Here is a 14,491-nt window from a genome sequence, read left to right as displayed (position 1 = left end):
GTCATCGGGGCCAGAATGTCGATGTGAGATCCGTCGGCTTCACCAACACCCAGCTGTCGGCGCGCGCTGCCTACCTGCTGCGCGGCAACGACCTGGGCACCATGACCAGCGCAGCACCGCGCCTCTATCCGCACATGTGGAGCTGGGATGCGGCCTTTGTCACGGTCGGACTCGCCCCGCTGAGCGTGGAACGGGCGGTGGTCGAGATGGACACCCTGCTGTCCGCGCAGTGGGGAAACGGGATGATCCCGCACATCGTCTTCGCGAACGGTCGTGACGGATATTTCCCGGGCCCCGCCCGGTGGGAGTGCTCTGAGTTGGCGTTCAACGCACCTCGCTCTCCGCAGACCTCCGGTATCACGCAGCCGCCGGTGCACGCGATCGCTGTACAGCGCATCCTCGACCACTCGCGACGGCAGGGCCGCACGACGCGGTCGGTCGCGGAGGAGTTCCTGGACAGGCGCTGGGGTGACCTGGTGCGCTGGCACCGCTGGCTGGCCCATGCCCGGGACCCGCAGGGTCGCGGTCGCATCACGCTGTACCACGGCTGGGAATCGGGGATGGACAACTCGCCGCGCTGGGACGCCGCGTACGGGAACGTGGTCCCGGGCGCAGACCTGCCCCCGTACACCCGCGCAGACCTGTCCCACGGGGCCGACGCCTCGATGCGGCCCAGCGACGTCGAATACGACCGCTACCTCTGGCTCGTGGAGCAGATGAAACGCGCGAACTACGACGACGCGAAACTCCCGGATGTGATGAGTTTCGCCATCGAGGACGTGTTCGTCAGCGCGATCTTCGCGGTGGCCTGCGACGTGCTCGCGACCATCGGCGAGGAGTACTCGAAACCTCGTGCCGACATCCGTGACCTGCGTGCCTGGTCCGATCGGTTCCGGGCCGGCGTCGCGGCCGCTTCTGCCGAGAGGAACGGGGCGGCAAGGGATTTCGACATCAAGGCGGGTCGGTGGATCAATACCGAGACCATCGCGATGTTCGCGCCGTTGCTCTGCGGTGGACTGCCGCGCGAGCGCGAGCGCGCCTTGGTCAGACTGTTCGAGGGCCCACGGTTCTGTGGGCATCCGGATCTGAGATATGCGGTACCGCCGTCGACGTCGCCGATCTCCGGAGACTTCAAGCCACGCGAGTACTGGCGCGGTCCGGTGTGGCCGGTGATGACCTGGCTGTTCTCCTGGGCGTTCGCCCGCCGCGGCTGGACCGAACGATCCGCACGCCTGCGCGAGGAGGGCCTGCGCCAGGCGCAGGACGGATCGTTTGCCGAATACTACGAACCCTTCACCGGCGCACCGCTGGGCAGTATGCAGCAATCCTGGACAGCAGCCGCTGTTTTGGATTGGCTGGACTGATGACACAGACTCTCGCCGCACCGGCCGGCGCCGATCAGATCGAACTGGTGCTGCCGACCGCCACCTTGCAGGCCTTCACCTGGGGCCCGGACGACGGACCTTTGGCGTTGTGTCTGCACGGTTTTCCCGACTCCGCGTATTCCTGGCGCCATGTGGGGCCGCGGCTCGCTGCGCAGGGCTACCGCGTGGTGGCTCCGTTCACTCGTGGTTACGCGCCGTCGACGCTTGCTGCGGACGGTGATTACAACGTCGGTGCGCTGATGTTCGACGCGATAGAGATCCATCGGCTCCTCGGAGCCGACGATCGCGCTGTCGTCATCGGGCATGACTGGGGGTGCCTCACCTCGAATGGTCTCGCGGCATATCGGGATTCACCTTTTCGAAAGGTGGTGTCGATGTCGGTGCCGCCCGTCGGAGCGTTCACGTCGGTCGGGGACGAGGCCGGGCAGTTGGCGAAGCTGCTCGCCAGACAGGCCTTCATGAGCTGGTACATGATGTTCGTCCAACTACCGCGGCTGTCCGAGCGATCTCTCGACAAGCTGATCCCGCTGCTGTGGAAGCGATGGTCTCCGGGCTACGACGCCGCCGAGGATCTGCGCCACGTGTTCGACGCACTCCCCACCGGCGAACACCGGAGTGCGGTGCTGCAGTACTACCGGGCGACTCTGCGGCCCGGTAAGCCTGCAGAGCCCTATCGGGCACTGCAGGCCTCGGGCTTCGATCAGGTGCTGACGCCGCTGCTGTACCTGCACGGTGTCACCGACGGCTGCATGCAAGCCGGATTCGCCGACCGCGTAGGCGCCGGGCTCCCACCGGGCAGCGACGTTCGACTGGTGCAGGGAGCAGGACACTTCCTGCAGCTCGAACAACCGGACGTCGTCGCCGACCTGGTGCTGGAGTTCCTCGGCCCTTCATCGACCTGATCTCCTCCTGGCCGCCGACGGCAGCAAGGTGTTTCTTGGACGCCTGGTGAAACAATTGTTGGAATGGTCTCACCGCCCTACACTCCTGTGTGATGAGCACGCCTACACGAAAGCAGCGGATCGAACGTCGCCCCGACAAGTTCGGCGAGCGACGTCGTCAGCTCGCGAAATCGGCGCTGCTCACCCTGGCCGAACGTGGCTACGCCAACACCAGCCTGCGCGACATCGCGAACAATTCGGATTTCACCCATGGCGTGCTGCACTACTACTTCGCCGACAAGAACGAACTGATCATCTTCGGCGTACTCGAGTACAAGGCCGAATGTGTGACCCGCTACGACGCCGCCACGGAAGGTGCGTCGAGCACCGAAGACCTCACGGCGCGTTTCGCGGAAGCGATGGCGACCACGCTCACCGACGATGCCTCGATGCACCGACTCTGGTACGACATGCGCGCACAGAGCTACTTCGACGCCGGATTCCGGCCCGCGGTGGGCGAGATCGAGAGTGGCCTGGAAGCCATGATCTGGCGGGTGGTGGCGCGGTACGGCGAACTCGACGGAGCGGTCCCCGCTCTCACCCCACCGATCGCCTACGCACTCTTCGACGGGTTGTTCCAGCAGGCGCTGTTCCGGCTACACAACGGTGACGACACGGCGGCGCAGTCCCTTGCCGCACAGGTCGCCACCGTCATGGAGTCGATGCTGACCTGAAGCTCGTCGGTCAGACGCCGATCTGACCGCCAGGCTTCCACACTGCGACAACAGCAGGCCGCGGTTGCGCATCGCCTCCCTCTGGCCAGTTCGAATACGGCTTGTCGGCGGAGTACTCGTCTTCCTCGCCGGGATGCTGGACGCAGACGATCACCCGGTCGGTGCCGATGATGGGACCGCACGTCTCGGCGCCACGCGGAACGGTGAGGAACTGTTTCGTCTGACCGCGGTTCTCGCCTTCGAGCGCGACCGCGAACAGTCCGTCGTTGTTCTTCAGGGCATTGCCGTCCGTGGACACCCACAGATTGCCGTGCGGATCGAATGCGACGTTGTCCGGGCATGAGATCGGGCTGACCTTGGTCTTGTCGAATCCGCCGTAGTACGTGTCGGCGGCAGCCGGATCACCGCACACCAGTAGCAGGTCCCAGGTGAACTCGGTGCCCGCGTGGTTGTCGGTGATCTCGATGACCTGACCGTTCTTGTTCTCGTTGCGAGGATTGGCCTCGTCCACGGGTGCTTCGCCCTCGGTGCCGCGATCATCGTTGTTCGTCAGGGCGCAGTAGACCTTGCCGGTCACCGGGTGCGGTTCGATGTCCTCGGGGCGGTCCATCTTCGTGGGGTTCACCTTGTCGGCGGCCATACGGGTGAACACCGCGACCTCCTGGGCGGTCATCCCCTCGACCCGCGACTCGGCGCCGTCGTCGGTCACCGTCAGCAGCGGGAACCATTGTCCGGTGCCTGCAAACGACCCCGAGCTCGGTAGGTTGCCGGAGCCGTCGATCTGGTCCGGCTCGTTGCCGCTGAGCTGCGCCACGTACAGCGTCCCCGTCGACAGGATGCTCATGTTGTGCTGCATCGCTGCAGCGCCGACGCCTGGCCGGACTTTCTTGTCCGACACGAACTTGTAGATGTACTCGAACTTCTGATCGTCACCGGTGTATGCGACCACCGTGCCGTCGCCGGTGACGAAGATGTTGGCGCCCTCGTGCTTGAGCCGGCCCATCGACGAATGCTTGATCGGGGTGGAATTCGGGTCGTGTGGATTGACCTCGACGATGTAGCCGAATCGGTTGCCCTCGTTGGGTTCTTTCGACAGGTCGAACCGGGTTTCGTAACGGCCCCACTGGTGGTAGTCGTCCTCGTCGTCGAATCCGTACCGGTCCAGTCGTTCCTTCGCGACCGGGTCGGTGACCGACGCGGCGCCGGTGAAGTAGTTGTTGAAGTTCTCCTCGCCCGAGACCATGGTGCCCCACGGGGTGAGCCCGCCCGAGCAGTTCCCGATGGTGCCGAGGATCGTGGTGCCCGCCGGGTCGGCGGAGGTCTTGACGAAGTCGCTGCCCGCGGCCGGCCCGGTCAGGGTGAACGGGCTGGACGCGGTGAGTCGCCGGTTACGTTCGCCGACAACAGGTGTGAGTTTGCCCGAACCGTTCTCGCTCGTCACCTCGACGACGGTGATTCCGTGTGCGGCCATCGAGATCCGTGCCTGCGGCTCGGTCGGTTCCTTGGGCTTGTACCCCTTGAACATGAACTCTTCGGTGGTGTACTCCTGGTTGACCACCAGGTAGAAGTGGCCGGCCTGTCCTTCGATCGGGATGAGACCGGCGAAGTCGTTGTTGAACCCGAACTGCTGGGCCTGCGCCTCCGGTGACTGGTTGTCGAAGTCGAAGGCGGGAGCACCGGGCACCACCGGATCGCCCCACATGATGACGACCGCCTGTTCGTAACCCTCGGGGACGAGCAGTGCGTCTTCGGTGTTGGGTGCGACGCTTGCGAAGTTCATCCCGGCGACCGCGGCACCGGCGGCGCCGCCCGAGCTGCTCGAACTACTCGGGCTCGCCGATGAACTGTTGTCACCGCAGGCAGCCAGTGCTGACGTCGCGCCGACCGCGACGACTGCTGCTGCCGAACCACGCAGGACGGATCTACGCGAGACCGCTGCGCGGGCGACGTCGCGGAAATAGGTGTTGTCGCTGGTGTTCGGCGGTTGATGCCAGCAGGCATCGCCACATTTGTAGTGGCATGTGACCAGCGAGCGCTTGGAGGCGCCTGCGGTCTTGTCGAAAAGGGCAAGTGGAACTCGCACCGTGGGGCCCCCTGGGCTGTTGGGATTGGCACAGACCCGCCGAACGCTATGAGGCCGGAGGAAACCGACGGCCAACCCGTGGTTAATCGGTGGTTAAGATTCGTGGCTGAGGCATGCTGGAATGATGAGCACACCTATTCAGATCGCAGTCCAGCTCCAACCGCAGCACTCGGCCGATTACGGCAACATTCGCGACGCGGTGCGTCGGTCCGAGGACATCGGGATCGACATCGCCTTCAACTGGGACCACTTCTATCCGCTCTACGGTGACCCGGACGGCGCGCACTTCGAATGCTGGACGATGCTCGCCGCATGGGCGGAACAGACCTCGAGGATCCAGATCGGCGCGCTGGTGACGTGCAACAGCTACCGCAATCCGGATCTGCTCGCGGACATGGCCAGGACGGTCGACCACATCTCGGATGGACGGCTGATCTTCGGAATCGGATCAGGCTGGTTTGAAAAGGACTACACCGAGTACGGCTACGAGTTCGGTACCGCGGGCAAACGCCTCGACGCCCTCGGTGAGGCGCTACCACGGATCAAGAACCGATTCTCCGTGCTCAACCCGGCGCCGACCCGTGAGATCCCGATCCTCATCGGCGGCGGCGGCGAGAAGAAGACCCTCAAATACGTGGCCGAGCATGCCCACATCTGGCATTCGTTCGTCGACGTGGAGACCTATCGCCACAAGGCGCAGGTCCTGGCCGATCACTGCGCCACAGTGGGCCGCGACCCGAGCGAGATCGTTCGGTCCAGTGAATTGTCCCGCGAGGGCAACATCGACGACGCGGTGAAACTCGCCGACGCGCTCGTAGAAGAAGGTGTGACCCTGTTCACCGTGGCCGTGAACGGGCCCGACTACGACCTCGACCTCGCCCGCGGCCTGTGCGAGTGGCGCGACCGCAGGAATGGCTGAGGCCTCGTGCGTTCGCCGGGGGCGCCGCCCGTCGTGGTGGATCTGAGCGATAATGGTCGCGGCGCAAACGATCGGATACCTGACGCGGGGAGGTGAGCTGCGATGACCTACTGGTCCAACTCTCAGGGACGCCTGATGAGTGAGCCCGAGTTCATCGCTGCCATCGCGGCGCAGCTGCAATCCGCAGCGCCTCCCGGTGCGACCGGAGCCAAGGTCGCCTTCAGTTTCGCGGGGACCGGCACGCGGTACGCCCTGACCTACTTCGGTCAGGTGTCGCAGTACCCGGTCCCCGTTCCGCCGCAGGCGCTCGAGCTGGCGAGGGATCTTCGGGTCGGCCGTTACCAGTCGGGCGGCGACGCCTGCCTGCTGATGGAGATCACTGTCGGCGCCGGCGCACCCGTGACGCGCTTCGACCACGGCGAGAACGGACCCATCGATCCGGGGCTGATCTTCGATGCCGATGCGTATCGGGACGACCTGATGCGGTATCCGCGCCGGGCGCCGGCGTGGTTGGTGGAGTACGTCGGTGGAACACCGCTCGCACAGTTGACGTCAGGGTCGTATTTTCCGTTCCCGCCGGCCGCATCGGTGCCTGCCCACGCCACCGACGCCCAGGCGGCAGTACTCATCGCCCTCGACTTCATCCGGGTCCGCAACCTCGACTTCACTGGGCACAACCTGTATTCGCTGACGGCTCAACGTATTCAGGCCGGGTACAGAGTCTTCACGCAGGCTCCGGTCGATCCGGCCAGAGCCGGCGGCCGGATGCGGTTGATCTTCCTCGTGGCCGACGACGGGGTGGTCGAGATGCCCTCGCCTGCAATGACTCCCGAGGCCAACGAACTGATGTTCACGCAGCGGACGTTCGAACGATCGAGACAGCGTAGCCAGACGCCGTCGGTACATGCTCCGACGCAGTCCGGAGGCGGCGTGGGGGTGGCCACGCGAGGGCCGCAGGAATCGACCCAAGATGTGCCCGGTGCCCGTGAGGCACAGGTCGCCCGCGACAACATGTGGCGTGGTGTCGGTCAGATGTACGAACCCCTGCTTCCACCGCTTGCCGACAACGCCGAATTGTGGCCGGGCGGCATGCGCGGCTACCGGGTGGTCCGGCGCAACCGGACCACGTTGCTCGCCACCGACGGGCTGTCGGCGCCGAGTCTGATCGGCGGTGGCACCAGCACCGCATCCGGACCGACCCCCGGCGGTTCGATCCTGGGTGTGGGCGCCGAGTTCTTCGCCGAGACAATCGATCCCGAGCTCCGTGCGGACGAGAGCGCCCGCAATCACTGGCTGTTCACCGTCCTGTCCGCCGTCGCTGCGCAGGGGGCCGTCGGAGGCTCGGACTTCGTCGCCACCATCACCGGATCGCCGGACGCGGTCTACGTGGAACTGCCGGGCGTCACCGCCCCGAGGGAATGGCTGGTCGGCAACACCATGGGTGTGCTGCTCAGCAACAAGGGCTGGGGCGCCCCGAGTGGCTTCGACACCCCGCTCGGGCGCGTCGCGCTGGTGTCGGTCACGGTGCTGCGGGCCAGCGAATCGGTGACCACGTCCGCGTGGCCTGCGGCGGCGGGTGAGATCTTCCGTCAGTTGACGGCGCGTCGGTTGGGGCACTACTTCGACCCGGAACGGGACGCGATCTACTGAGTGTTGAGGGCTCTGTTTACTGAGTGTTGAGGGCTTTCTGAAGGACCTCGCACTGCTCGTCGAAGAATTTCCGTCCGACGCCGGTTTTCACGATGGCGTCGAAGCCATGAAATGCGCCGGGTATCACCGTGAATGTCACCGGAACCCCGGCTTCTTCGAGGCGCTTCGCGTACGTCTCGTCCTCGTCCCGGAACAGATCCAGGGAACCGACCCCGATCCAGGCAGGTGCCAAGCCGGTCAGGTCGGTGCGACGGGCCGGAGCTGCGGCATCCGGCGATGCGGTGCCGATGTATGCGGCCCACCCGAATAGGTTGCTGGTGGCGTCCCACAGGCGATGCAGTTTGTTCGGGGTGGCGGTGCGGTCGTCGAGCATCGGGTAGACGAGCAACTGGAGCGCCGGGGTGATCTCACCCCGGTCGTGGGCGAACGCGGCAACGGTGGCGGCCAGGCCACCTCCCGCGCTCGCGCCACCGACGGCGATACGCGCCGGGTCGACATCTCCTCTGGCGGCCAGCCACTCGAGGGCCGCGTAGCAGTCTTCGGCGGGGGTGGGGAAACCGAACTCGGGGGCGAGCCGATAGTCCACCGACGCCACGGTGAGGCCGACCTCGTCTGCGAACCGTTGGCAGATCCGGTCGTCCTGGGCTGCGGTGCCGATCACGTAGCCGCCGCCGTGAATCCACAGCAGTGCCGGTCCCGGTACGGCAGCGGGAGCCTGCGGCCGGAACACCCTGACGCTGACGCCGGGAACGACCTCGTGCACCTGAGCTCGTGCACTGCCCCGCACCACACCGGTCAGCTTGCGCATCACCGGCAGGGTCCGCTTCGTGATGGGATGGCCCGGAACGAGTAGGGAAGCCAGCCGGAGGTCCGGGTGGAACTGCTTGCGGTCGCGGAGGCGGGCGAGGATCACGATCGGATGCTAGCCGAATGCTGCGCCCCGCAGGGTCGGGACTTTAAAGTCGATGCCATGACAAGTAATGCGACCGCCGAAAGCCCCGACATCACGAGCGTCGAAGTTCCCACCCACTGGTACAACCTGGCCGCCGAACTGTCGGAGCCGATTCCTCCGCACCTGCATCCGGGGACGAAGGAGCCGGTCGGTCCCGAGGACCTCGCGCCACTGTTCCCCGCGGGGCTCATCGCACAGGAGGTGACGCCCGAGATCTACATCGAGATCCCGGAGCCGGTGCGTGAGGTGTACAAGATGTGGCGACCGTCGCCGCTGATCAGGGCGCGCCGCTTCGAGCAGGCCCTCAACACCAAGGCGCGCATCTACGTGAAGTACGAGGGCGTGAGCCCGGTGGGCAGTCACAAGACCAATTCCGCGGTGGCGCAGGCCTATTACAACTCGGTGGACGGCGTCAAGAAGTTGACGACAGAGACCGGGGCCGGCCAGTGGGGCAGTGCCCTGGCGTTCGCCGGTGCGCTGTTCGACATCGACGTCGAGGTCTGGCAGGTGCGCGCGTCCTATGAGTCGAAGCCCTACCGGCGCCACCTCATCGAAACCTACGGCGGCACCATCCATTCGAGTCCATCTGAGCTGACCGAAGCAGGCCGCGCGATCCTTGCCGCGACCCCGGACACCACGGGCAGCCTGGGAATGGCGGTCAGTGAAGCCGTGGAGGCGGCCGTCAAGGATCCCCAGGCCCGGTACGCACTGGGCAGCGTGCTCAATCACGTCGTCTTGCATCAGAGCGTGATCGGACTCGAAGCAGTGGAGCAGCTCGCGCTGGTGGAGTCCGGTGGTGCGGATCTGGTGGTCGGCTGTGCCGGAGGCGGATCCAACCTCGCCGGGCTGGCGTTCCCATTTCTCCGGGAGAAACTGCACGGGCGGTCCGATCCGAAGGTGCTGGCCGCCGAACCGTCCGCATGTCCATCGATCACCAAGGGCGAGTACCGCTACGACCACGGCGACGTGGCCGGATTGACGCCGCTGCTGAAGATGCACACGCTGGGAATGGATTTCATCCCGGATCCGATCCATGCCGGGGGACTCCGCTATCACGGGATGTCGCCGGCGCTGAGCCATACGGTCGAACTGGGGCTGGTCGAGGGTGTCGCGATCGAACAGCGGGAAGCGTTTGCCGCCGGTGTGCTGTTCGCCAGGACCCAGGGCATCGTCCCGGCGCCCGAGTCGACTCACGCCATTGCCGCAGCTGTTGCGCAGGTGCGTGATTCAGATGCCGAAGACGTCGTGGTGATCGGACTGAGCGGCCACGGTCAGCTCGATCTGCCGGCCTACTCGGAGTTCCTCGCCGGAAACGTCTGAACAAGCCGACGAATTCGTCGAAGACGAACCCGGGGCATGATCAGCGGGTGGGCACCACAACTGCCCGCCCGCGGATCGTGCCGGCGTGGAGGCGTTCGTATGCTTCGGGTGACGAGTCCATGGCGAACTCTTCGACGGCGATCTCGATCGCGCCGCGACGGGCGAGTTCGACCACCTCGATCAGCTCCGATCGTGATCCCCAGTTGACCACCCGTACCGAGACATCGAACGGCACGGTCAGATATCCGACGGGCACTGCCCCGGTACTGACGCCCACCATGACGATCTGCCCGGCGATGGCGACGGTCGACTGGGCGAGCGCCGCGGTCGGTTCGGCACCGACGAAGTCGAAGACGACATCGGCGCCGCGACCCCCGGTGAGTTCGCGAACCCGTTCGGCGGCAGCGGTGTCCGAGGCGAAGGCGTGATCGGCGCCGAGTTCGAGGGCATGGGAGATGCTCGCCGGATTGATGTCGACGGCGATGACCGTCGCCTGCGTCAACGCTTTGAGCAGTTGCACGCCGACGTGGCCCAGTCCGCCGACGCCGATCACCAGCGCCGTGGTTCCCGGAATGAGGGCAGGAAGTGACGGTTTGATCGCGTGATACGGCGTCAGTGCGGCATCGGTGAGTGAGACGCTCGGAATCGGGTCGAGGTCGCCGAGCGGAACCAGATGCCGTACATCGTCGACGATCATGTACTCGGCCATGGTGCCGGGACGGTGGATACCCGGCGCCGAAATGCCTTTGACGCAGTTGTTCTCACTGCCCTGAGCGCACGAATGACAGACGCCGCAGCCCCAAGGGCCGTAGACGAGCACCGAATCGCCGACCTCCACCCCGGTGGTACCGGGTCCGAGTTCGGCGACCACTCCCGCGCCCTCGTGTCCGAGGGTCAACGGGAGCGGTGCGAACGCATACTGATCCGCGGGAGTCGACATGATGAACTCGTCGGAATGACAGGCGCCGGAGGCGGTCATCTGCAACAGCACCTCGCCGGCACCGGGAACCGGCCTGTCGATCTCCACGACCTCAGGGCGGGCCCCGAACTCGCGATACTGCAGGGCCCTCATAGTCGGCATGTCAGTCGTCGACTTCCTCGCCGATCCACTTCGCGAGCAGATGGTGGATGTGGCGGATCTTGACTTCCTGGTACCGGGCGAGCGGAAGGGTCTTGGTCTGCGCCGACTTCAGGCCCTTGTGCACCTTGGGCATGTTGTACGCGTCCTGATCGAACACGCGTGCCGAGCTACCGAGAACGGTTGCCTCCAACCATGACTGCTCGGGATCGAGCCACTGCGTCTTGGCCGGCTTCGGCCGTTCGCCCTTGAACGGGCCGAGCAGGTACACGTCCATGATCGACGTCTCGTGGTTGTCGCCGTTGGGCCGGAACCGGTAGACGATGCGCTGGTATGCGCCCCACGGATGGAAGTTCGGGAACACCGTGTAGTAGATGCTGTCCAGGGACTCCGCATCGGACATGTTGTCGGCCTTGACATCTCCGATGATGTCACGCAGACCTTCGCGGGCGAGCATGCCGGACATCTCGCGGGCCGTGACGCCCTCGGGCAGGGTCACCATCGGATCCTCGTCGATCCGGGCGTCGACCATCGAGTCGAACATCTCCTGCTCGGAGGGTACGAACTTGATGTGCGGACTGGGCACGCCGTTGGCGGTGATCCCGCGATTGAAGTTGCCCCAACTGTCGTACTGGCTGTTCGAGTCACCGGTGCCGACCACGCGCTGAGGGTGGGTGGTGATCACGTGGAACGCCTCGGAGAAGGCCTCCTGCGCGATCTTCCAGTTCGCCTGGATCACCTGGGCGACATGCGCCTGGATGTACCGGTCTTCCAGAGGCCAGGCCTCGAAGTGCTTCCCGAGATCGCCGAGGAAGCTGTCGAGCGATTCAGACGCGGGATCCATGTTGATGAAGACGAACCCGCCCCAGGTCCCGACCTTGACCTGCGGGAGGTCCATCTTGCCCTGGTCGACCTGGGGAAAATCCCAGGCGCAGGTCATGGACTTCAGAGAACCGTCGAAGTTCCAGGCGAAGCCGTGGAAGGGGCATCGGATTTCGTTGCCCGCGGGCCCGTCTTCTTCACGAAGGGTGCGGCCGCGGTGCAGGCAGGAGTTGTAGAACGCACGAATGCTCATGTCCTTGCCGCGAACGATGAGAATCGATTTCTCGCAGATCTCGTAGACCAGGGTGTCGCCGGGTTCCGGGATCTCTTCTTCGCGGCACGCCATCTGCCAGACCTTGTACCAGACCCTGTCGCGCTCGAGCTCGTGGTACTTGCGGCTGATGTAGCGGGACACCGGCACGAAGTTCTGGTCCTCGTACAACTCGTACGATTCTTCCCGCAGGATGTCGGGCACCGGATGGGTGTCGGTGTCCAGCAGGCGCTGGTAGCCGGTGCCGTTCTCGATGAAACCGTCGTCGGTTGCTGCCTGCTGGTTCGGGCGCGCTTCGGTGGTCACAGTTTGCCTCCTTGTTCCAGGCTGACGGCGAGAGCATCTTGTGCTGCCTTGTCGGCCTGCATCTTCTCGAGCAGTTTGGCCGCGCCCATGAACCGGCGATTCTGGGTGATCGGGACGGGTTCGCGAGGGCCGAGTCCGACCCACCGGGCCATCTCGGGATCCACTGCCTTCACCTCGCCGTGGAGGTAGCGGCCCTCGGGGTCGAATGTTCCGGTCTTGCCGTCTTTCGTGGTGACGAGCACGTTGTAGTCCTCGTCGAACTCGTAGATTGCGCGGCTCATCGGATGCTTGATCTGTCGCATCGCGGTCTCCTTTGTCGGGGCTGCTGCCTTACTTGGCACCGAATGCATTAACTGTAGCAGCGAAAGGTGATGACGAGCACACTTTTCTTTAGGCTCACTCCAAAAAGTGCTCAGCGCAGGTGTGCGGCCCATTCGAGGGCGCCTGCGACGAGCTGCCGATACACCGGATCGGAGAGCGTGGGTGCCTTGTCGCCGGGCTGAAGATAGGCGAGTCGACTGCGACCGGTGGTCTTCGTCCACCCGACGAGCTGCGATCCGGGCCGGTGGTGCCAGCCTTCTCGCTCGTCCCGCCGCCCTGCCATCGCGAGAGCCGTGGACCAGTGCACCGCATCGCTCATCTCGGCATCTGTGCGTAGCAGGGGTGTGACGTCGTCCTCGAAGACCTCGCACAGATAGGTTTCGTCGACGAGATCGAAGGTGGGTGGGAGGCCGGAGACGATCGGATGGGTGGGATCGGCGAGGGTGACCCGCTGCGGCACGGCATGTCGGTAACCGGAATCGGGGCAGCTCACGCCGCGTACGACACCCGGTCGGTACAGGTAGCGACCTCCGACGAACTCGGCCCAGCCGTCCCAGTTCGCCCAGGATGCGATGGCGTGGTGCAGGATCACGTAGCCGTGGCCGGTCTCAGGCGCGGCGGCGACCGCTGCCCGCAGGGTCGCGGGAGGATCGACAGGCTCCGGGAGGGTGCCGGGCATGTCGTAGTGCAGCGATACGTCGAACTCCTCCAGTTCGGCGGCATCCGGGTCTGCGTCCGGGTGTTCGAACCAGGTGATCTCGCCGGGCAGTGAGCCCAGGAAATCCGTGAAGGCGTCGCGGTCGAACGAATGTCCGCCGGTGAAGGCCGCTACGCGCATGCCACACTCCGTTTCTGAATAATTCAACTGGGGTTGCAGTCAAGTTACTCGACCGGAATGGCCTCGCGGGGTCGGTTCAGCGACCTTCGATCATCTTGGAGCAGACATCTGTGGTGGCCGAGCGCAGACGCGGGACCGAGATCGTCGCGAGTGGGCCACCCTCGATGCGCAGCGGCTGGATGGCGATCGTGGTGGCGATCATCGTCCGCACCCGCAGGGTCCGCGCCGCCTGTTGCGCGGCCGCCGAGCGCTTGTTCGCAGGTGTCTCGTCGACGGGAAAGTAGTCGAAGGCTCGCCGGATGTGGCGATCCTCGTACTCCTTGGTGAGAAGTCGGGTTCCGGGTGTCGCGCCACCGGCCATCTGCAAGAAGAGCATGCGAGCGGCATTGGGGTGGGCGGCGGTCCAGTCCCAGACGGCTTCCACCACGTCTTTGAACGACTGTGCGTCACCGGTGACATCATCCGGGCGAGCCGTCTGCGCGGCGGCAGAACTGGCATCCATCGCATAGCCCAGCGCGCTCTCGAACAGGTCTTCCTTGCTGGAGAAGTGGTAGTACACGGCCGTCGGAACCATCCCGGCTTCCTCGGCGATCTCCTGGATCGACGCTTCGGCGAACCCCTTCTTCGAGAAGACGCGGACGGCGGCCTTGACGATCAGGTGCCGTCGCGAAGGTCGGTGAGCTGATCCCTTGACCGGCGCTGCCGGCTCGACGGTCGCGTCTTCGACCTCCGGTTCCCGGTCGGCCGGGATGACCAGCATGGCCGGGATGTCGTCGGCAGCAGGGGACGAATCCCACCCCCACTGCTCGGCGTCACCACCCTCGGGTGCATCACCTGATGCGGCGTCGTCGTCTGGCTTGCTGTTTCGCCGTGGCACAGCGGTCCTCCTCCACCTGCGGATCACTGAAGTGACCCCAAGCTACTCCCAGAT

General features: G+C 65.2%; 13 protein-coding genes. 6 read left to right on the top strand and 7 right to left on the bottom strand.

The features are described 5' to 3' along the window. The first annotated feature begins 23 nt into the window (after positions 1-23). From BH683_RS18910 to BH683_RS18900, 3 genes are all read left to right on the top strand, one after another. A complete protein-coding gene (locus tag BH683_RS18910) occupies positions 24-1,364 on the top strand; it encodes a glycogen debranching protein (protein ID WP_094647598.1) in 1,341 nt (446 codons plus the stop codon). Then, a complete protein-coding gene (locus BH683_RS18905) occupies positions 1,364-2,287 on the top strand; it encodes an alpha/beta hydrolase (RefSeq protein ID WP_084837823.1) in 924 nt (307 codons plus the stop codon). Before BH683_RS18910 ends, BH683_RS18905 begins: the two co-directional genes overlap by 1 nt. 92 nt (positions 2,288-2,379) lie before the next feature. Then, entirely contained in the window at positions 2,380-3,000 is a 621-nt protein-coding gene (locus tag BH683_RS18900) for a TetR/AcrR family transcriptional regulator (RefSeq protein WP_084837822.1), read from the top strand. 10 nt (positions 3,001-3,010) lie between these two features. Here the strand turns inward: BH683_RS18900 and BH683_RS18895 are convergent, their stop codons facing one another. Beyond that, positions 3,011-5,083: a PhoX family phosphatase gene (locus BH683_RS18895; protein ID WP_084837821.1), complete on the bottom strand. Its 2,073-nt coding sequence runs from the start codon at positions 5,081-5,083 to the stop codon at positions 3,011-3,013. A gap of 124 nt (positions 5,084-5,207) precedes the next feature. Here BH683_RS18895 and BH683_RS18890 point away from each other — a divergent pair, with 124 nt between their 5' ends. After that, on the top strand, positions 5,208-6,002 hold the full coding sequence (locus BH683_RS18890; RefSeq protein WP_084837959.1) for an LLM class F420-dependent oxidoreductase: 795 nt from the start codon (positions 5,208-5,210) through the stop codon (positions 6,000-6,002). Positions 6,003-6,104: 102 nt separating this feature from the next. After that, on the top strand, positions 6,105-7,652 hold the full coding sequence (locus tag BH683_RS18885; protein ID WP_084837820.1) for a hypothetical protein: 1,548 nt from the start codon (positions 6,105-6,107) through the stop codon (positions 7,650-7,652). 16 nt (positions 7,653-7,668) lie between these two features. Here the strand turns inward: BH683_RS18885 and BH683_RS18880 are convergent, their stop codons facing one another. Beyond that, the gene (locus tag BH683_RS18880) at positions 7,669-8,562 is read right to left on the bottom strand and encodes an alpha/beta hydrolase (protein ID WP_246833480.1); all 894 of its coding nucleotides are present in this window, start codon (positions 8,560-8,562) and stop codon (positions 7,669-7,671) included. A 60-nt stretch (positions 8,563-8,622) separates the two neighbouring features. Here BH683_RS18880 and BH683_RS18875 point away from each other — a divergent pair, with 60 nt between their 5' ends. Further along, complete coding sequence (locus BH683_RS18875; protein WP_084837819.1) at positions 8,623-9,924, top strand: TrpB-like pyridoxal phosphate-dependent enzyme; 1,302 nt, start codon at positions 8,623-8,625, stop codon at positions 9,922-9,924. Positions 9,925-9,964: 40 nt separating this feature from the next. Here BH683_RS18875 and BH683_RS18870 read toward each other — a convergent pair whose 3' ends face one another. From BH683_RS18870 to BH683_RS18850, 5 genes are all read right to left on the bottom strand, one after another. Beyond that, positions 9,965-10,996 carry an NAD(P)-dependent alcohol dehydrogenase gene (locus tag BH683_RS18870; protein ID WP_084837818.1) on the bottom strand — a complete coding sequence of 344 codons (1,032 nt, stop codon included), beginning with the start codon at positions 10,994-10,996 and terminating at the stop codon, positions 9,965-9,967. A gap of 10 nt (positions 10,997-11,006) precedes the next feature. Continuing rightward, complete coding sequence (locus tag BH683_RS18865) at positions 11,007-12,401, bottom strand: aromatic ring-hydroxylating dioxygenase subunit alpha (RefSeq protein WP_094647578.1); 1,395 nt, start codon at positions 12,399-12,401, stop codon at positions 11,007-11,009. Further along, positions 12,398-12,703, bottom strand: coding sequence for a hypothetical protein (locus tag BH683_RS18860; protein ID WP_084837817.1), 306 nt, complete (start codon positions 12,701-12,703; stop codon positions 12,398-12,400). The genes BH683_RS18865 and BH683_RS18860 overlap by 4 nt, the downstream gene beginning before the upstream one ends. A 110-nt stretch (positions 12,704-12,813) precedes the next feature. Beyond that, positions 12,814-13,560, bottom strand: a complete 747-nt coding sequence (locus BH683_RS18855) for a ThuA domain-containing protein (RefSeq protein ID WP_084837816.1) — start codon at positions 13,558-13,560, stop codon at positions 12,814-12,816. A gap of 76 nt (positions 13,561-13,636) precedes the next feature. After that, positions 13,637-14,437 (bottom strand): TetR/AcrR family transcriptional regulator, encoded by an 801-nt coding sequence (locus tag BH683_RS18850; protein WP_084837815.1) that lies wholly within the window; start codon positions 14,435-14,437, stop codon positions 13,637-13,639. Between the last annotated feature and the right edge of the window lie 54 nt (positions 14,438-14,491).

Source organism: Williamsia sp. 1138 (genome assembly GCF_002095435.2).
GTDB lineage: Bacteria > Actinomycetota > Actinomycetes > Mycobacteriales > Mycobacteriaceae > Williamsia.
The sequence above is the reverse complement of the archived record's forward strand: the minus strand, read 5'-3'. Positions and strand labels throughout refer to the sequence as shown.

Coding starts and splice junctions, on each gene's coding strand:
- BH683_RS18855 (WP_084837816.1), bottom strand. CDS start 13,560: ATGCGCGTAGCGGCCTTCACCGGCGGACATTCGTTCGACCGCGACGCC.
- BH683_RS18875 (WP_084837819.1), top strand. CDS start 8,623: ATGACAAGTAATGCGACCGCCGAAAGCCCCGACATCACGAGCGTCGAA.
- BH683_RS18905 (WP_084837823.1), top strand. CDS start 1,364: ATGACACAGACTCTCGCCGCACCGGCCGGCGCCGATCAGATCGAACTG.
- BH683_RS18900 (WP_084837822.1), top strand. CDS start 2,380: ATGAGCACGCCTACACGAAAGCAGCGGATCGAACGTCGCCCCGACAAG.
- BH683_RS18890 (WP_084837959.1), top strand. CDS start 5,208: ATGAGCACACCTATTCAGATCGCAGTCCAGCTCCAACCGCAGCACTCG.
- BH683_RS18885 (WP_084837820.1), top strand. CDS start 6,105: ATGACCTACTGGTCCAACTCTCAGGGACGCCTGATGAGTGAGCCCGAG.
- BH683_RS18870 (WP_084837818.1), bottom strand. CDS start 10,996: ATGAGGGCCCTGCAGTATCGCGAGTTCGGGGCCCGCCCTGAGGTCGTG.
- BH683_RS18860 (WP_084837817.1), bottom strand. CDS start 12,703: ATGCGACAGATCAAGCATCCGATGAGCCGCGCAATCTACGAGTTCGAC.